The sequence below is a fragment of the Phenylobacterium sp. genome, assembly GCF_037189685.1.
Classification (GTDB): domain Bacteria; phylum Pseudomonadota; class Alphaproteobacteria; order Caulobacterales; family Caulobacteraceae; genus Phenylobacterium.
In genome coordinates this window covers 1-16,432 of the sequence record NZ_JBBCIT010000004.1, presented here as the reverse complement: position 1 = coordinate 16,432, position 16,432 = coordinate 1, and the positions used below count along the sequence as shown (strand labels likewise).

18 protein-coding genes and 1 pseudogene are annotated in these 16,432 nt (G+C 68.4%); 8 read left to right on the top strand and 11 right to left on the bottom strand.

Annotated elements, in window-relative coordinates:
* Nucleotides 1-6: 6 nt before the first annotated feature.
* Nucleotides 7-399, bottom strand: a complete 393-nt coding sequence (locus WG212_RS02295; protein ID WP_337185444.1) for a DUF2237 domain-containing protein — start codon at nucleotides 397-399, stop codon at nucleotides 7-9.
* A 141-nt stretch (nucleotides 400-540) separates the two neighbouring features.
* On the opposite strand from WG212_RS02295, the gene WG212_RS02290 reads away from it, so the two are divergent.
* Nucleotides 541-1,086: a hypothetical protein gene (locus tag WG212_RS02290; RefSeq protein ID WP_337185443.1), complete on the top strand. Its 546-nt coding sequence runs from the start codon at nucleotides 541-543 to the stop codon at nucleotides 1,084-1,086.
* Nucleotides 1,087-1,108: 22 nt separating this feature from the next.
* Here WG212_RS02290 and WG212_RS02285 read toward each other — a convergent pair whose 3' ends face one another.
* The 6 genes from WG212_RS02285 to WG212_RS02260 form a co-directional block, all read right to left on the bottom strand.
* Nucleotides 1,109-2,602: an MFS transporter gene (locus WG212_RS02285; RefSeq protein ID WP_337185442.1), complete on the bottom strand. Its 1,494-nt coding sequence runs from the start codon at nucleotides 2,600-2,602 to the stop codon at nucleotides 1,109-1,111.
* Nucleotides 2,603-2,677: 75 nt separating this feature from the next.
* Nucleotides 2,678-4,111 carry an MFS transporter gene (locus tag WG212_RS02280; protein ID WP_337185441.1) on the bottom strand — a complete coding sequence of 478 codons (1,434 nt, stop codon included), beginning with the start codon at nucleotides 4,109-4,111 and terminating at the stop codon, nucleotides 2,678-2,680.
* A gap of 102 nt (nucleotides 4,112-4,213) precedes the next feature.
* Nucleotides 4,214-5,068, bottom strand: a complete 855-nt coding sequence (locus WG212_RS02275) for a LytTR family DNA-binding domain-containing protein (RefSeq protein ID WP_337185440.1) — start codon at nucleotides 5,066-5,068, stop codon at nucleotides 4,214-4,216.
* A complete protein-coding gene (locus tag WG212_RS02270; RefSeq protein ID WP_337185439.1) occupies nucleotides 5,065-6,108 on the bottom strand; it encodes a histidine kinase in 1,044 nt (347 codons plus the stop codon). The genes WG212_RS02275 and WG212_RS02270 overlap by 4 nt, the downstream gene beginning before the upstream one ends.
* 230 nt (nucleotides 6,109-6,338) lie before the next feature.
* The gene (locus WG212_RS02265) at nucleotides 6,339-6,944 is read right to left on the bottom strand and encodes a TetR/AcrR family transcriptional regulator (RefSeq protein ID WP_337185518.1); all 606 of its coding nucleotides are present in this window, start codon (nucleotides 6,942-6,944) and stop codon (nucleotides 6,339-6,341) included.
* A gap of 46 nt (nucleotides 6,945-6,990) precedes the next feature.
* The gene (locus WG212_RS02260; RefSeq protein WP_337185438.1) at nucleotides 6,991-7,641 is read right to left on the bottom strand and encodes a helix-turn-helix domain-containing protein; all 651 of its coding nucleotides are present in this window, start codon (nucleotides 7,639-7,641) and stop codon (nucleotides 6,991-6,993) included.
* Nucleotides 7,642-7,983: 342 nt separating this feature from the next.
* Between WG212_RS02260 and WG212_RS02255 the strand changes: the two genes are divergently transcribed.
* From WG212_RS02255 to WG212_RS02240, 4 genes and pseudogenes are all read left to right on the top strand, one after another.
* Entirely contained in the window at nucleotides 7,984-8,187 is a 204-nt protein-coding gene (locus WG212_RS02255) for a twin transmembrane helix small protein (protein WP_293379739.1), read from the top strand.
* A gap of 9 nt (nucleotides 8,188-8,196) precedes the next feature.
* Complete coding sequence (locus WG212_RS02250) at nucleotides 8,197-8,781, top strand: cob(I)yrinic acid a,c-diamide adenosyltransferase (RefSeq protein WP_337185437.1); 585 nt, start codon at nucleotides 8,197-8,199, stop codon at nucleotides 8,779-8,781.
* A gap of 81 nt (nucleotides 8,782-8,862) precedes the next feature.
* The gene (locus WG212_RS02245) at nucleotides 8,863-9,105 is read left to right on the top strand and encodes a hypothetical protein (RefSeq protein WP_337185436.1); all 243 of its coding nucleotides are present in this window, start codon (nucleotides 8,863-8,865) and stop codon (nucleotides 9,103-9,105) included.
* Nucleotides 9,106-9,117: 12 nt separating this feature from the next.
* Nucleotides 9,118-10,122: pseudogene (locus WG212_RS02240) on the top strand (serine hydrolase domain-containing protein); the annotation flags it as partial.
* Between the two features lie 11 nt (nucleotides 10,123-10,133).
* Here WG212_RS02240 and WG212_RS02235 read toward each other — a convergent pair.
* Nucleotides 10,134-10,577 (bottom strand): TerB family tellurite resistance protein, encoded by a 444-nt coding sequence (locus tag WG212_RS02235; RefSeq protein ID WP_337185435.1) that lies wholly within the window; start codon nucleotides 10,575-10,577, stop codon nucleotides 10,134-10,136.
* Between the two features lie 14 nt (nucleotides 10,578-10,591).
* Nucleotides 10,592-10,882 carry a DUF3144 domain-containing protein gene (locus WG212_RS02230; protein ID WP_337185434.1) on the bottom strand — a complete coding sequence of 97 codons (291 nt, stop codon included), beginning with the start codon at nucleotides 10,880-10,882 and terminating at the stop codon, nucleotides 10,592-10,594.
* A 334-nt stretch (nucleotides 10,883-11,216) separates the two neighbouring features.
* On the opposite strand from WG212_RS02230, the gene WG212_RS02225 reads away from it, so the two are divergent.
* The 3 genes from WG212_RS02225 to WG212_RS02215 all read left to right on the top strand — a co-directional run bounded on the left by WG212_RS02225 (nucleotide 11,217) and on the right by WG212_RS02215 (nucleotide 14,139).
* Nucleotides 11,217-11,975, top strand: a complete 759-nt coding sequence (locus WG212_RS02225; RefSeq protein WP_337185517.1) for an electron transfer flavoprotein subunit beta/FixA family protein — start codon at nucleotides 11,217-11,219, stop codon at nucleotides 11,973-11,975.
* A gap of 1 nt (nucleotide 11,976) precedes the next feature.
* On the top strand, nucleotides 11,977-12,906 hold the full coding sequence (locus WG212_RS02220; RefSeq protein ID WP_337185433.1) for an electron transfer flavoprotein subunit alpha/FixB family protein: 930 nt from the start codon (nucleotides 11,977-11,979) through the stop codon (nucleotides 12,904-12,906).
* Nucleotides 12,907-13,032: 126 nt separating this feature from the next.
* A complete protein-coding gene (locus WG212_RS02215) occupies nucleotides 13,033-14,139 on the top strand; it encodes a serine hydrolase domain-containing protein (RefSeq protein ID WP_337185432.1) in 1,107 nt (368 codons plus the stop codon).
* 17 nt (nucleotides 14,140-14,156) lie between these two features.
* Here WG212_RS02215 and WG212_RS02210 read toward each other — a convergent pair whose 3' ends face one another.
* Complete coding sequence (locus tag WG212_RS02210; RefSeq protein ID WP_337185431.1) at nucleotides 14,157-15,491, bottom strand: amidohydrolase; 1,335 nt, start codon at nucleotides 15,489-15,491, stop codon at nucleotides 14,157-14,159.
* A gap of 121 nt (nucleotides 15,492-15,612) precedes the next feature.
* On the bottom strand, nucleotides 15,613-16,432 hold an 820-nt coding region (locus WG212_RS02205), incomplete at its 5' end, for an alpha/beta fold hydrolase (protein ID WP_337185430.1).

Below are 16,432 nucleotides of genomic sequence, written 5' to 3'. Positions count from 1 at the left end.
TCGACCTCAGGCCCGGACCGCATGGTCCTTGAGGACGCCCAGGGGCACGATGGCCAGGGTCTCCTCGTGGGTGCTCTCCAGCACCACCTGCGGCGCGGCCCCGGCGTCCAGCGCCTCCTTCCAGCGCGGCGCGCACAGGCACCAGCGGTCGCCGGGTTTCAGGCCGGGGAAGCCCAGGTCCGGCCTGGGCGTCGACAGGTCGTTGCCCACCGCCTTCGAATAGGCCAGGAACTCGGCGGTCATCACGGCGCAGACCGTATGCATGCCCACGTCATGCGGGCCGGTCTCGCAGCAGCCGTTGCGGAAGAAGCCCGTCACCGGGTCGAGCGAACAGGGGACGAGTTCCCGGCCCAGGACATTCCGGGCTCCGGCGTCGTAGCGGATCGGGCGTGTGGCCATGCGCCCATCCTAAACGCTAAGACTCGGTCGCCGCCAATGCGCGACGGAGCCCAGGCCTCGATGAATTCGCCCGCGTCCGCCCCCGGTCTCCCTGTGCGAGAGGCTCGCTCCGCGCACGGGAGCTGCGTGCCGGGCGCATGGATGATCGGCCGAGCCGTGCCGCTGGCGCTGGCGCTCGTCTCCTCTCCGGCCCACGCTCAGCCCGCCGGGATCATCGACGCGCTCCTCGCGCCGCGGACGCCGGCCGAGGCTGAGCGCTCCCCGCCGCCCCGCCCGCCGGATGTCGGCCCCGTGTTCGTTCACGAGACCGGGAGATCGCCCGGCGGGCCGCCCACGGCGGAGGAAGCCGCCTACGACGCCCGCCTGAAGTCGTCGGCCGAGGCGATCCGCGCCTTCCAGGGGCCTATGGAGGGCGCCTGGGCGCTGTCGGCCGGCGGACACGAGCTTTACCTGCTGCAGCTCGTGGATCGCGACGGCTGGATCGACGGGGCCTGGCGCGATCCGCGTCGGCCGGGCGCGCCGGACGCCTCGGGGTTCATCGCCGACGTGCCGCGCGGCGCGGAGCTCACGCTGCGCTTCACCGAGAACGCGGTCGCCGTGCTGCATCCGTCCGGCGGCCATTGGACAGGCCGCCTCACCGAGGCCGGTCATTCCCGATCGGTGACCCTGTCCCGGCGCGCGCGCTGAAGACCGCCCCTCCGGCGGCCGGTCAGGACCCGGCCTCGCGGCCCGCAGCCCGCGCCCGCCGGGCCCGGAGCGCGGCGGTGACCTCTTGCTGCCGCGCCCGGTCGATGGCGTAGGGCAGGAAGATGAAGGCGCCCGCCAGGCTGAGCAGGGCCGGCAGCGGCCCCCAGCCGAAGACCAGCCCGGCCAGGACGTCCTCGGGGATCGCGGCATGGACCTCGCGCCCCATCTCCTTCGGGAATCGCAGCAGGTCCAGGGCCAGGCCGCCCAGCAGGGCGCCGACGCCGGCCGCCGCCTTGCCGGCGAATCCCAGCCCCGAGAAGAACAGGCCCTCGCGCCGCGCCCCGAACAGGAACTCGTGCTCCTCGGCGGCGTCGGCCATCATCGCGGGGAAGGCGATGAAGATGATCCCCGAACCCAGCCCCACCACGAGGTTGGTGGGCGTCAGCCAGGCCAGCGCCTCCTGTCCCGTCGGCGTGAACAGGCCGGCCGCGCGCGCGCCGGGCAGCAGGATGAAGGCGCAGATCACCAGGGCGAACCCCACCAGCACCGCCGCCTTCTTCTCGATGAACCGCAGCAGGAACGGCGTCAGCGGCACGCCCAGCAGGATGCCGAACAGGTAGGTGTAGCTGAGGATCTGCATGACCTCGGGGCGCAGCTTCCAGACGAAGACATAGGTGTGGTTCTGCAACGCCGCGTGGATTCCGGCGGCGCTGGCGAAGACCAGCATCGAGCCGAACAGGATCAGGAACGAGCGGTTGCGGAAGATCTCGGCGATCTCGCCCGGCAACCGGCGGAACATGGACGACGGCCGGCCCGTGGGCTGGGGCAACGTCGCGGCATAGCGCCAGACGCCCGCGCAGCAGATCAGCGACCCCGCCAGGACGACCGCGCCGATGGTCCAGCCGAAGGCCGGATAGCGGTCGGGGCGCTGGAGGCCGCCCTCGCCGGCGAAGAAGACCGAATAGGCCAGGGCGGTGACCGTCACGCTGGCCAGGATCCCCGCCAGCAAGCGGTACGAGACGATTCGGGACCGCTCCAGGTAGCCGTCCGCCATCTCGCCGCCCAGGGCGAAGTAGGGGATGTTGTACATCGAGGCGAAGGCCCGCACGGCCATCTTCGTCAGGGTCAGCCACACGAACAGCAGCACCACCGACATGCCGGCCGGGGGCGCGAACAGCAGGCCCATCGTCACCATGGTCAGCGGGCCGCCGACCAGCATGACAGGCAGACGCCGGCCCAGCCGCGAACGCATCCCGTCCGACCATGAGCCGATCAGCGGGTCCAGCGCGGCGTCGAGGCACATGCTGATCGCCACGGCGGCGCCCACGAGGCTGCCCGACAGGCCCAGCACCGCGGTGTAGTAGAAGAAGACGAAGGTGTTGACCGCGAGGTAGCTCGACTCCACCACCTGACCGAAACAGTAGAAGAACTTCACCGACACAGGGGGTTTCAGCTCCCCCTCGGCAGGTTGCACGGGCGGCGCGCCGGCGCCGCTGAAACCTTCTGCGACCGCCACCTGGTTCCTCCCGCGCGGTTCTCGTTTGGCGGGGACGCTACGCCGCTGATCGGCGGTGGCAACTCTGACGCCACGTCATTCCGCGGGGGCGGCCTCGCGCCGGGCCCTGAGCGCCGCCGCCACCTCGGCGTGGCGACGCCGGGTGATGCCGTAGGCCGCCAGCGCGACCATGGAACCGAGGGTGAAGATCGCCGCGCCCGGCCCCCAGGCGAGGACGATCCTGTCCAGAAGCGGTTCGGGCAGGACCACGCCCACCTGCCGGCCCACGTCCTTGGGGAAGCCGATGAGGTCCAGCGCCATGCCCGAGACCAGCATGCCGGCGCCCTGCCCCGCCTTGAAGGCGAAGCCCAGGCCCGCGAAATAGAGACCCTCCCGCCGCCGGCCGAAGAGGTGCTCGTGCTCGTCGGCGGCGTCCGCCATCATCGAGGGATAGGCGATGGCGCAGAAGCCCGCGCCCACCCCGGCCACGCCGATCAGCACCGCCAGCGGCAGGACCGCGTCGGAGCCGGTCGCCGTGAAGGCGCCGGCCAGGCGGGAGAACGCGATGGTCATCCAGGCCATGACCACCAGCCCCATGCCGATGAGGACGGTCGTCCGCTTCTCGACCACGCGCGAGACCAGGGGCGTCAGCGGCACGCCCGCGAGCAGGCCGCCCAGGAACGCGAAGACGACGACCTGGATCAGTTCGGGCCGGAGCTGCCAGACGAAGACATAGGCGTGGCTGTTGAACGAGGCGTTCACCCCCACGCCCACGTAGGACAGCACCGCCGAAGCGAAGAGCACGCGGAACGACCGGTTGCGGAAGATCTCCACGATCTCGGACGGCAGGCGGCGCAGGAGATGCTCGTCCACGGGCGGCACGCCGGGCAGGCGGGCGGCGTAGGGCGCGCTGCCCGCCGCGCAGAGGCCGGCGCCGAACAGCACCAGCGCGGCCACCGCCCAGCCGAAGGCGGGGTAGCGTCCCGCCTGCTGCAACCCACCCTCGCCCGCGAAGAAGACGGAATAGGCCAGGCCGTTCACCAGGAAGCCGGCCAGGATCAGGAACAGCGTCCGCCAGGCCACGATGCTGTTGCGCTCGTGGTAGTCGCCCGACATCTCGGCGCCCAGGGCGACATAGGGCACGTGGAACATCGAGAAGAAGGTCCGCACGGCCACCGCCCAGAAGGCCAGCCAGACGAACATCACCGGCTCCGCCAGACCCTGGGGCGGCGCGAACAGCATGCCGACCGAGAGCGCCAGCAGCGGCCCGCCGGCCAGCATCAGCGGGATGCGGCGCCCAAAGCGCGAGCGGATGTTGTCGGACCAGGAGCCGAAGAACGGATCGACGATCGCGTCGGCGCAGAGGCCCAGGAACAGCGCCGCGCCCACCATGCTGCCCGAGAAGCCGAGCGCGGCCGTGTAGTAGAAGAAGACGAAGCCCATGGCGGTCGTGAACGCCGCCTCGCCCAGCGCGCCCAGTCCGTAGACGACCTTCACGGGCGCCGAAGGCCTCGCATCCGTCACCGCCACGCGGTCCTCCCGAGCGGTTGTTTCGCGAACGGTCATCCTTTGCGGCCCGGCTGGCAACGGTGACGCAGCGTCAAAGCCGATGCGGCGCGTGAAACCCGGGCCTCAACCCAGGTCGCGGAGCCCGATCAGGCGGCGAACGCGGGCGGTCTCACGCCGGGCCACGGGAATCTCGGCGCCCGAGCGAAGCACGACGGCGGTCGGGCCGCCCGTCCGGCGGGCCAGGCGGACGATGCCGTCGCGCCGGACGAGGGCGCCCCGATGGACGCGCACGAAGGCCTGCGGGTCCAGCTCGCCCTGCAACGTGCGGATGGGCTTGCGGATCAGGAAGCTCCGGCCGCGGGTGTGGATGCGCACATAGTCCCGCTCGGCCTCGATCCAGTCGATCGCCTCGACCGGAATCCGCACCCGGTCGCCACGGTCGGGCGCCCACAGCTCCTTCACCCACGTCCGCGGCGGGCGGACGGGCGAGGCGGCGGCGGACGGCGGCGGACGGGCCTCGGCGGCGCGCAACGCGGCCTCCAATTCGGCGATGCGGCGGCCCGCCGTACGGGAGCCCAGCCGATGGCGCGCGCGCTCCAGCGCCGCCTCCAGCCGCTGGAACTCCACCGGCTTCAGGAGATAGTCCACGGCCGCCAGTTCGAAGGCCTCGGCGGCGAACCGGCTGTAGGCGGTGACGAAGATGAACGCCGGCGCCCGGGGCGACTCGACCGCGCGGGCCAGTTCCAGCCCCGAGACCCCCGGCATCCGGATGTCGAGCAGCACCACGTCGACGTCCCCACGGGCGATCAGGGCCCGGGCCGCCTCGGCGTGAGCCGCCTCGCCCACCACGACGGCGCCGCCGACCGTCTCGACCGCCAGGCGAAGCCGCCGGAGCGCCGGCGGCTCGTCGTCGACCAGGGCCACGCGCAGGGGCCGGGTCGGTCCCGGGGCGTCCGGGAGGCCGCCCGCCGCCCTCATGTGCGCTCCAGGGGGATCTCGACCGCGGCCAGGAAGCCGCCCGACGGCCGCGGGCCACAGGTGAGGGAGCCGGCGCGCCCGTAGATCAGCTCCAGGCGTCGCCGCACGTTCTCGAGGCCCAGGCCCAGCCGCGGCGGCGCCGGGTCCGCCACGCCCCCGCCATCGTCGGCGACGGTCAGCCGGAGCCGGCCGCCAGCGGCCTCGGCCCGGATCTCGATCGTCACCGGCGCGCTGGAACAGGCCACGCCGTACTTCACGGCGTTCTCGACGAGGGGCTGGAGGATCAGGCTGGGCGCCAGGGCGTCCGCCAGGTGGGGCGGAATGGCCTCGACGTAGTTCAGCCGGTCCTCGAACCGGGCCTGCTCGATCGAGAGGTACTGACGCTGGGCGTGGATCTCGTCGGCGAGCGGCGCCTTGTCGGGCAGTTCCGCCTCCAGGGTGTGCCGCAGGAAGCTGGAGAGCGACAGCACCATCCGCTCGGCGCGTTCATTCTCCCGCGCCAGGATCAGCGACGACAGGGCGTTCAGGGTGTTGAACAGGAAGTGGGGGTTGATCTGGTAGCGCAGCATCCGGTTCTGCGCGTCCATGGCCAGCGCCTGGGCCTGGACGAGGCGCAGGTCGCGGTCCCGGAGGTCGGCCTCGTAGCGGATCGCGAAGTAGAGGGCGCACCAGGCCAGGAAGGTCCAGAAGAAGACCGTGGCCATATAGGTGACCCGCCAGATCTGGAACGGCTGAGCGCCCCAAAGGGGGTGGACCACGTAGAAAGCGGCGTAGTTGAGCAGCGCGTACGCGAAGCCGCCCACCATCGACAGGCCCACCGCCGCGGCGATCCGGCGCCAGAGCGGCCGGTCGGCCAGGGCCGCCAGCACCTGCGAGACGCCCAGGCACGCCACGAAGCCGAAGAGGGCCATGCCGGCGCGGCGCAGCGCCATCTGGCCCGCGTGCGGCATGGGCTCGGTCGCCATCTGGGCCGAGAGCACCAGGAACGTCAGCGTCCACAGGACGACGTTGGCGATCAGGTATTTGCTGGGCCGGCGCACGCGCAAGGCTCTCCCGTCCGCCGCCATTCTGTCGCAAACGCCGGCCGGGGCCAGTCCGCTCGTCGTCCCGATCACGCCGTTCGCTGCAAAGCCGGGCCGCCGGCGGCGGCTTTCCGCCCGTTCGCCGGCCAAGCGAGAGGCGCCGGCCAAGCGAAAGGCGCCGGCGAGGCGAGGCGCGCCGCGGGTGGGAGGAACCCGGATCGACCGCACGCCCGCGTCCGAACAGGCGGTCAGGCCCGGGCGCTGAAGCCCTCGGCCAGGACGCCGATCTGCCGATCCATCGCGGCGATCAGTTCGGCGGCGCCGGCCCCCTGGGTGATGGCGAGCTGATAGGTCCAGGCATAGGCGGCCAGCAGGAGGCCGACCACCTCGTCCAGGTCGATGTCGGGCCGGACGTCGCCGGTGGCGACCCCCTTCTCGACCGTGTCCCGCAGGATCGCCTTGAGACGCGGATTGCGCCCGTAGGGCCGTGCGGCGGGGCTGAGGGTCCAGTCGTAGGCCGCCGCGATATGGGCCAGGAACAGCCGCAGGTGCCGGTTCTCGAACTCGAAGTGGATCGCGAACAGCGTCCGCAGCCGGTCAACGGTGGAGCCCCGAACATGCGGCATGACACGGTTGATCTCTCCGTAGAGCGGATCGAGCCGGGCCTGCATCACCTCGGAGAGGATTTCGCCCTTCGACGCGAAGGTCGTGAAGACGCTGCCGACCGCGACCCCCGCCCGACGGGCGATCTCACGGATGGTGGCGCCGTCGTAGCCTTCGGCGTCGAACAGCTCGCGCGCTGCGGCGAGGACCCGGGCGCGCGTCGCTTCCTTCTGTGTCCGGCGGGGACCCACCGCTTCGGGCGTGTGTTCGGCCTCGGCGCCCACAGCGGTGTCCGGCTCAGCCCCGACGGGCGCCGGCCAGCACGATCCGGATCTGATCCCGTGCGCGCGTCTGCAGCGCCTCCAGGCTCCAGCCCTCGAAGATCGCCTGAGGGAAGTTCGACAGGTAGGTGTCGAACAGCATCTGGGCCCGCAGCTTGACTTCGGCCTCCTGCGAAAGCTCGCCGCGTTCCACCGCGCCGTTCAGCAGTTCGGCGAAGACGTCCTGGAGCGCGAGGGAGGACGGCAGGCCGCGCAGCACCGGGCCGCCTTCAAGATCCCAGGACACCGAGAAAGCCGCGCGGGCCAGTTGCAGGCGGCTCTTATAGAAGGTGTAGCCGGCCATGAAGACCTTGAGCAGGGCGTCCTCGACGCCGCGACCCCGGGCCGCCGCATCGCGCATGGCGGCCAGAAGCGCCTCCATGTCGTCGGTCATGATCTCGCGGAAAAGGTCCGACTTGTCGGTGAAGTTGGCGAACACGGCGCCCGTCGACATGCCGGCCGCGGCGGCGATGTCGCGAATGGTGGCGCCTTCGTAGCCCTGTTCGCTGAACAGGCGGCGGGCGGCGGCCAGGACCTTGAGGCGCGTCTGTTGCTTGGCCAGCGCGCGGCGGGTGGGGGCGCGCGCCGGGATGTCGACGGCGACCTGATTGGGGGAGATGTGCTTCATGCCACTCTTGATCTTGCTGGGCGCACGCCCGTCAGCGGGGGGAGCTGGCGCGCGACACAGGTTGGGGGAGGAAGGGCCGGTCTAGCGCCGGCTATGAACGCGTTCAACTAACCTGGTATTCGACTTGATTGCAGCTTTGAAATCCGGGTCGGAAAACCGACCCGCGCGCCGCTTCGGGCGCCACGGAACTCCTTATGCCACAAGGCCCGGGAGGTCACGTCAAATCTCGGCGTTCGGCCGGGACCTGCGCTCGATGAACGTGATCACGTCACGCCGGGTCAAGTTTTGATTGGACAGGAGCGTAGCGTGTTTCCACCAGCGCGCGACGGGCCTAAGTTCCGCATCATGGACGTGTTCGACTATCTCATCTTCGCCGCGCTGGGGGCCGTCAGCCTCGTGCTCGCGCTGGGCATCTATTCCCTCTTCCGGGGCGGCGACTTCGGGCGCTCGTGGTCCAACAAGCTGATGCGCCTGCGGGTGCTGACCCAGGCCGTGGCCGTCGCCGTCCTGGTGGCCGCGGTCTGGTGGCGCGGCCAGCACGGCTGATCGCGGCGAATGGTCACCCTCAATCGCATCTACACCCGCACGGGCGACGCCGGCTCCACCCGCCTGGCCACGGGCCAGCCGGTCAGCAAGTCGGACCCGCGCGTCGAGGCCTATGGCGCCGTGGACGAAACCAACGCCGCCATCGGCCTCGCCCGTCTGCACACGCAGGCCGACCCTGAACTCGACGCCATGCTGGGCCGCATCCAGAACGACCTGTTCGACCTTGGCGCCGACCTCGCCACGCCCGAACGCGACAAACCGCTGGGCTGGACGCCGCTGCGCATCCTGCCGGAACAGGCGACCAGGCTGGAGCGCGAGATAGATGCGCTGAACGCCGACATTCCCCCGCTCGACAGCTTCATCCTGCCGGGCGGTTCCGCCCTCGCCGCCAATCTGCACCTCGCCCGCACCGTGTCCCGCCGCGCGGAAAGGCTGATCGCCCAGCTTGCGGCTACGCCAGACGAAAAAGTGTCCGCCGCCGCGCTGGTTTTCGCAAACCGCCTGTCGGATTTCCTGTTTGTCGCCGGACGGCGGGCCAACGCCAATGGCGCGGACGATGTGAAATGGGTTCCCGGCGCAAACCGTTCCGCCTGATCTCGCTGGTGCTGTTTTCTCCCGGTCCTGTTTCCCAAGGCGGTCGCGCCGCAAAAAAGACTTAACCGTATTGCGGAATGGATGACTGCGCCGTCCGCGACCTCGGGGGTTTCTCGCACCTTGAAGCACCTGTTCGCCGCCCTTCTCTCGCCCCTGCTGGCGCTGCTGCTGCTGGCCGCCCCGGCGTCGGCCCAGCTGACGCGCGAAGCGCAGGCGCTGCGCGATTTCGAGGCCCTGCTGGATGAAGCCGCCAAGGCGCCCGATTTCGTCGGCCTCGCCGTGGCGGTGGTGTGGGACGACCAGATCCAGTTGCTGAAGACCTAGGGCGTCACCGAAGCCGGCACGAGACACCGCGTCACGCCGGACACCGTCTTCCGCCTCGCCTCCGTCTCGAAAGGCTTCGCAGGCGTGCTCGCCGCGATCGAGGCGAAGGCCGGCCGCATCTCGCTGAACGATCCGGTGTCGCGTGTCGTGCCGGGCTTCCGCCTGCGCACGCCGGCCGCGACATCCGCCGTAACCGTGGAGGATATTCTCAGCCACCGCACCGGCCTGCCGCCCTTCGCCTATGACAATCTGCTGGAGGCGGGTGAAAAGCCGGGCGCGATCCTGTCGAAATATTCCGGCGTGAAACTCACCTGCCAGCCGGGCGCGTGCTTCACCTACCAGAACACCCCGTTCGACATGATCACCGACGTGATCCGCACCGCCACGGGCGTCGAATACACCGAGGAGCTGCGCCACCGCATCCTGACGCCGCTGGGCATGAAGACCGCTTCCTTTGGCCTCGACGGGCTGGTCGCGACCGGCGACTGGGCGCGTCCCCATGTGCGCCGTCAGGGCGTGTGGCAGGCGACGCAGGTGAAGCAGCCTTATTATCTGGTGCCGGCGGCGGGCGGCATGAACGCCAGCATCAGCGACCTCGCTCTCTGGCTGTCGGCGCAGATGGGGTCGCGCCCGGACGTGCTGCCGCCCGAAATCGTGGCCGAAGCCACGCGCCCGCGCATCCGCACACCGTCCGAAAGCCGTCGTCAGGGGGCGCTGCAAACGCCGGTGACCCGCACCGAATACGGCCTCGGCTGGCGCATCTATGATTATGCCGGGCACAAGCTGGTCAACCATTCCGGCGGCGTGGAGGGCTATTTCGCCCACATCGCCTACCTGCCCGACCGCAAGCGCGGCATCGTTATCCTGTCGAATACACGCGGCGCGCGCGCGGGAAAGATCATGCCCGCCTGGCTCGACCATGAACTCGGCCTGCCGCGTCAGGACTGGTTCCAGCTTGAAGAACTGCGGCAGCTGACCATCGGCGACCAGCTGACCGGAACCGGCCCCACCAACTAGCGTCCGGTCTGTTAGCCCCGCGCCGCCACACGCTGCCGCGCCAGCGCCGAGTCCATCGGCGACAGACCCAGCCGGTCGACGATCTGGCGCATCAGCGCCTCTTCATGCGGATCGCGCTCGGCGTCCGACAGGATCACGCGCCACAGCGTCTCGACCAGCGCCACGCGATCTTCCAGCGGCACCGCCACCTTGATGGCGCGCGTGAACTGATAAAGGTCGATCGCCTCCGCTTCCGCCGTCTCGCCTTCCTCGCGCAATTGCGCGGCGGCCGCGGGATCCAGCTTGAACCGCTCAGCCAGGGCGTGCTCGATCACGTCGATCTCGTGCTGGGTGTAGTGATCGTCCGCGCGCGCCGCCATGACCAGCAGCGCGGCGATGGACGCCCGCGCATCCTCGGGCTGCAACTCGCTGGTGGACGTCGTCGCCAGAAGTTTCTTCAGAAAGCCTACGGGCATCAACGCCGCTCCGCTTACTCGCGCCGTTTCATATAGTCGTCGAAATTGGCGATGTAGGCGTCGAGATTGCCTTCCAGCATCTGACGAAAGCCATTCATGAAGAACTCGACCGTTTCTTCCCGCTTCGCCTTCATGGACTCGCCGCTGACGAAACCGCTCGCCGACGCCCAGGCGCAGAACCGCGCGGTCGAGAACATCATGGACGCATAGACCCCTTCGCGCGGGGCATGATCGAGCTGGTCGTTGGAGAGGTTAATGTGCGCTTCCGCTCGCTTGTAGAACGCATCGTCGAAGAAATCGGACATCCATCTCGTTCCGTTTTGTCTGCTGTGATCGACCACCGATAGCCCGCAGCGCCCCGGATCGGAACACGCAACGCCCGTTCACGGCGCGATCTGGCGCCGTTTTGACCGCTGCGGACGCGATCATGCCCGCCCGCAACCGGTCTTGCGCATGTCCTTTCCCCTGGCGCCCCGCCTGTTTGCGCCAAAACGACGCTTTTTGCCCCCGCCGGCGCCGGGAAACTTGATTTGGGCGCGGGTGCTGCATAACAGGGAGCCGCTGGCTCGCAGGCGCACCATCAGGGGCGTCCGGGCCGGATTCTGTCCGCTCAAGACTGAAATGTCCGGAGAAACGCCGATGAAGGTGCTGGTGCCCGTCAAACGGGTGATCGATTTCAACGTCAGGCCCCGCGTCAAGGCGGATCAGACCGGCGTGGACCTCGCCAACGTGAAGATGGCGATGAACCCGTTCTGCGAAATCTCGGTCGAGGAAGCGGTCCGCATCAAGGAAACCCGCGCCAAGGCCGGACAGGAAACCGAAATCGTCATCGTCTCGATCGGCCCCGCCCAGGCGCAGGAAACCATCCGTATCGGCCTCGCCATGGGCGGCGATCGCGGCATCCTCGTGCAGACGGATGAAGCGGTGGAGCCGCTGGCCGTCGCCAAGATCCTGAAAGCCATCGTCGACGCCGAACAGCCCGGCCTCGTCATCGCCGGCAAGCAGGCGATCGACGACGATTCCAACCAGACCGGCCAGATGCTGGCCGCCCTGCTGGGCTGGCCGCAGGGCACGTTCGCCTCGGCCGTGGTGTTCGAGGGCGACAAGGTCAACGTCACGCGCGAAGTCGACGGCGGCCTGCAGACCGTCGCGCTGCAGCTTCCGGCCGTCGTCACCACCGACCTGCGCCTGAACGAGCCGCGCTTCGCCTCGCTGCCCAACATCATGAAGGCGAAGAAGAAGCCGATCGACACCAAGACGCCCGCCGATTACGGCGTCGACGTCACGCCGCGCCTGTCGGTCGTGAAAGTCACCGAGCCGAAGAAACGCGAAGCCGGCGAGAAAGTCGCCGACGTCGACACCCTGATCGCCAAGCTCAAATCCGCGGGAGCCATCTGACATGGCCGCTCTGGTCCTTGCCGAACACTCGAACGACGCCGTGACTGACGCGACGGCCAAAGCCGTCACCGCCGCAAAAGCCTTCGGCGGCGAAGTCGACATCCTTGTCGCCGGTCACAATGCTGGCGCCGCCGCCGCAGCCGCCGCGAAGATCGCCGGCGTCCGCAAAGTGCTGCACGCTGACGCCCCGGCGCTGGAAAACGCTCTCGCCGAAGCTGTCGAAGCCGTGGTGGTTCCGCTGATGGCGAATTACGACGCCTTCGTCGTGCCTGCGACGACATCGGGCAAGAACATCGCCCCGCGCGTGGCCGCCAAGCTGGACGTGATGCAGCTTTCCGACGTCACCGCCGTCATCGACGCTTCGACCTTCGAGCGCCCGATCTACGCCGGCAACGCCATCCTGACCGTGAAGTCCTCGGACGCGAAGAAAGTGCTCACCGTGCGCGGCACCGCTTTCGCCGCCGCGGGCGATGGCGGTTCGGCTGCGGTCGAAACCGTCTCGGCCTCCACCGGCGACGGCAAGTCAGCCTTCGTCAGCGCCGAAATCGCGAAATCGGACCGCCCGGAACTGGCGTCCGCCAAGCGCGTCGTGTCGGGCGGCCGCGCCCTCGCCTCCGCTGACCAGTTCAACCAGTTCATCCTGCCGCTTGCCGACAAGCTGGGCGCGGCTGTCGGCGCCTCGCGCGCTGCGGTCGATGCGGGTTACGCTCCGAACGACTTCCAGGTGGGCCAGACCGGCAAGGTCGTCGCGCCGGAGCTTTACGTCGCCATCGGCATTTCAGGCGCGATCCAGCACCTCGCCGGCATGAAAGACTCGAAGATCATCGTCGCCATCAACAAGGACGAGGAAGCCCCGATCTTCCAGATCGCGGATTACGCGCTCGTCGGCGACCTCTTCAAGATTGTCCCGGAGCTGACGGAAAAGCTGTAAGCTGGTCTGTAAGCGACAACGAAAGGCCCGCCCTCACCGGCGGGTCTTTTTGTTTTCAGCTTCCACGTTACTTGGCGTCCCGGCCGCGGCGTGCTCATCTCGCCGCACACGCCGGGGATCAACCAGATGCGCTTCACCTTTCTCGCCGCCTGCGCCTTGGCGCTGGCGGCCTGCAGCCCGACCGCCATCAGCGACATCGCCATGGGCGCCGCGCCGGAGTCCGTCGAGGCGCTCGTGCAGGCTGAACGTAATCGCGCGCAGGCCCCGGGGATCTCTGTCGCCGTGGTGAAAGATGGCGAGCTGCTGTTCGCGCAAGGCTATGGCCTCGCGAATGTCGAACACAACGTCCCCGCCACCGAACACACGATCTTCCAGTCCGGCTCCATCGGCAAACAGTTCACAGCCGCAGCCGTCCTGCTGCTGGTCGAGGACGGCAAACTTGAACTCGATGCGCCCCTGTCCAGCTACATGCCCGAAACGCCGGCGTCATGGAACGACATCACGATCCGCCGCCTGCTGACTCACACCGCAGGCCTTCCGGACTACGCCGAGGACACGGTCGACCTGCGGCGCGACTACAGCGACGATGAACTTGCACAGATCATTTTCGCCATGCCGCTGATATCGGAGCCCGGCACGGCATGGAGCTACTCCAACACCGCCTACGCCCTTCTCGGCGTGCTGATCCACAAGGTTTCCGGCAAGCACTATCTCGATGTTCTCAAGGAGCGCGTGTTTACGCCGACCGGCATGACGACGGCGCGCGGCATTTCCGAAGCCGACATCGTGCTGAACCGTTCAGCCGGCTATCACAGCGTCGACGGCATTCTGAAGAATCAGGACTGGGTGTCACCCTATTTCAGCTCCACGGCCGATGGCGCGCTCTATCTCACCGCGCTCGATCTTGTCGCCTGGGACACGGCGATCCGCGAGGGCGCGGTGCTCAAACCGGAAAGCTGGCAGGAGATGTTCACGCCGGCCACCTTCAAGGACGGAAGCGCACGTGGCTATGGCCTCGGCTGGTTCCTCGACGCTCCGGGCGGAGAGCCGCGCCAGTCCCACAGCGGAAGCTGGCAGGGTTTCACGTCCGCCATCGCACGTTATCCGAACCGCGACCTCACCGTGATCGTCCTTGCCAATCACGCCCACGCTAAACCGACAACGCTCGCCGCCGCCATCGCCCGCGCTGTCGAGCCCGACCTTCCGGAAGAAAGCCTGGTCTGGGCCAAGTAGACCGACTTTTGCCGCCGCTATTTCCGCTTCATCACATTCACCACGGCGGTCGTCATCGCCGTCACGCCCGTGCGCAGCGTGGGTTCGGGCGCCGGCGCAAAGAAAGGTGAGTGGTTCGACGGCGTCGTGGATGGGTCGATCGCCTTTCCGTCCGCGAACAGCGCCGGATCATAACCGCCGATGCCGAAATAGACCGACGATTTGAAGTCGCGCAGGAACTCGCCATAATCCTCGCTGGCTGTCCCCGGACCCGAATAGGTCACCTTGCCCGGCATCACCTTCGATATCGCCGCATAGGTGCTCTCGATCAGCTTGTCATCGTTGACGACGGCCTTCGATCCGCGCCGGATATTGATGTCCGCCGCCGGCGCCGCCGCCATCGCGACAATCGCTTCGGCGGTGCGCTGCACGCCCGCCAGCAGCCTGTCGCCGACGCTTTCATCGTACCAGCGGATTGTTCCGCGAACGAGCGCGGTATCCGGAATGATGTTGCCGGCCGAACCGCTCTGGATTGCGCCGACGCTGACGACGCCGAACTGCTGCGGGTCTTTTTCGCGGCTGATCACGCCCTGCACGTCGACGACGAACCGCGCGGCCATCATCACAGGATCTATCGTGGTGTGTGGACGCGACCCATGCCCGCCTGCGCCGTTGAAGGCGATCTCGAACGCGCCGGACGAGGAGTTCATCGTCCCTCTCGTCATCGACACGGAATCCCACGGCCCCGGCCCGACATGCAGCGCGAAGGCGTGCGTGGGCAAGCCGAACCGCTCGAAGATACGGTCGTCCATCATCGCCTTGGCGCCGCCCAGCCCTTCCTCGGCAGGCTGCGCCACGAACATCAGCGTGCCGCTCCACTGGTTGCGCAGCGACAGCAGCGCTTCCGCCGCGCCCAGCCAGGCGGTGATGTGAATGTCGTGGCCGCAGGCGTGCATCACGGGCGTCGGCGCGCCGCGCCAGTCCGTCACGACCTTGCTGGCGTAAGGCAGCCCGGTCTTCTCCTCCATCGGCAGCGCATCCATGTCGGCGCGCACCATCACGACAGGGCCCGGTCCGTTCCTGTAAATCGCAACAACACCCGTATTGCCGACGCCTTCCGTCACCTCAAAACCGAGATCGCGCATATGCTTGGCCAGGATGCCCGCCGTGCGCACCTCCTCCATGCCGAGCTCGGGGTGGGCGTGGAAATCCTTGTAGATCTCCACCCATTCATCGATCCGCCCGTCGATGAAGCGCGACACGGATGTCTTGAATTTCGCGTTGATCGCCGCCGGATCAGCCAAGGCTGCAGGCGAAAACGCCATCGCCGCCGCCAGCACGATCGCGCTCACCGCATAACTGCCGCTTCTCATGATTTCCTCCCGCCGCGCTTCACCCGCAAACCCTGTCCGAGGAATCACGCGAGGGCAATCACCGGGCGATCACGACATGCCGCCAACACATGACTGGTTCAGGTTTGTGCGATGCGGCGGCTCAGGCGGCGTCTTCCAGTTCTTTCAGCCATTCGAGGATCAGCGGCGCAGCTTTCAGCATCGAAGGGTCATGGCCGACCGGCCCCACATCGATTGCGGCCGCATCCGCGCCCAACTGCTGCAGGCGTTGCGCGAGCCTGCGCGATTCCTCGGGCGAAACATCCTTGTCTTCCGCGCCATAATAGAGCCGCACGGGCGCACGCGGCCGGAAATCGGCGACACTGGCCTCTGCAAAAGCGTCCAGCATCCAGTGCGTCCCGCCCGTATCGAACGCATCGAGAAAGCGCGCGTTGAACATGTCCCGCGGCTTGTCTGGAAGGCCTTTCTGAATCTCCTGCGGTGATGCGCCCGAAAACAGTCTGTCCACGGTGTCCGCCATATCCGGCGTCAGCACGCTTTCAAGTTCATGTCCCAGATAGGCCGACTGGCCCCACGCCGCATACGCCAGATACAGCGAATGCGAAGCGGCGTCGCCCTTCATCGCCACTGGCAAAGACAGGTTGCGCAGATCGAACGCCCCTGCGACCGGCGCCGCCGCCAGAACCCTGTCGCCGCGCGCCTCCAGCGCGTGCAGGGTCTGCATCGCCGCCCACCCGCCCTGCGAGAAGCCGGTGAGGAACACCGGGGCGTCGCCTACGCCGCTAAAGGGGCGCACCGCATCGATAATCGCCGTGATCGAGGGAATGATGCTGTCGGTGATGTAGTAGGGATGCCGACCTTCCGAGACGCCCAGCCCCGGATAGTCCGGCGCGACCAGTGCGTAACCATTTCCGGCGAACACGATGGCGGCGGCGAGCCCGCCCGTGTCCGGCGTGGACGGC

Bases quoted from the DNA above. Each gene is read 5' to 3' on its own strand.
- WG212_RS02235 (WP_337185435.1), bottom strand. From the start codon at position 10,577: ATGCCCGTAGGCTTTCTGAAGAAACTTCTGGCGACGACGTCCACCAGC.
- WG212_RS02230 (WP_337185434.1), bottom strand. From the start codon at position 10,882: ATGTCCGATTTCTTCGACGATGCGTTCTACAAGCGAGCGGAAGCGCAC.
- WG212_RS02250 (WP_337185437.1), top strand. From the start codon at position 8,197: ATGGTCACCCTCAATCGCATCTACACCCGCACGGGCGACGCCGGCTCC.
- WG212_RS02225 (WP_337185517.1), top strand. From the start codon at position 11,217: ATGAAGGTGCTGGTGCCCGTCAAACGGGTGATCGATTTCAACGTCAGG.
- WG212_RS02215 (WP_337185432.1), top strand. From the start codon at position 13,033: ATGCGCTTCACCTTTCTCGCCGCCTGCGCCTTGGCGCTGGCGGCCTGC.
- WG212_RS02245 (WP_337185436.1), top strand. From the start codon at position 8,863: ATGACTGCGCCGTCCGCGACCTCGGGGGTTTCTCGCACCTTGAAGCAC.
- WG212_RS02220 (WP_337185433.1), top strand. From the start codon at position 11,977: ATGGCCGCTCTGGTCCTTGCCGAACACTCGAACGACGCCGTGACTGAC.
- WG212_RS02290 (WP_337185443.1), top strand. From the start codon at position 541: ATGATCGGCCGAGCCGTGCCGCTGGCGCTGGCGCTCGTCTCCTCTCCG.
- WG212_RS02275 (WP_337185440.1), bottom strand. From the start codon at position 5,068: ATGAGGGCGGCGGGCGGCCTCCCGGACGCCCCGGGACCGACCCGGCCC.
- WG212_RS02295 (WP_337185444.1), bottom strand. From the start codon at position 399: ATGGCCACACGCCCGATCCGCTACGACGCCGGAGCCCGGAATGTCCTG.
- WG212_RS02210 (WP_337185431.1), bottom strand. From the start codon at position 15,491: ATGAGAAGCGGCAGTTATGCGGTGAGCGCGATCGTGCTGGCGGCGGCG.
- WG212_RS02260 (WP_337185438.1), bottom strand. From the start codon at position 7,641: ATGAAGCACATCTCCCCCAATCAGGTCGCCGTCGACATCCCGGCGCGC.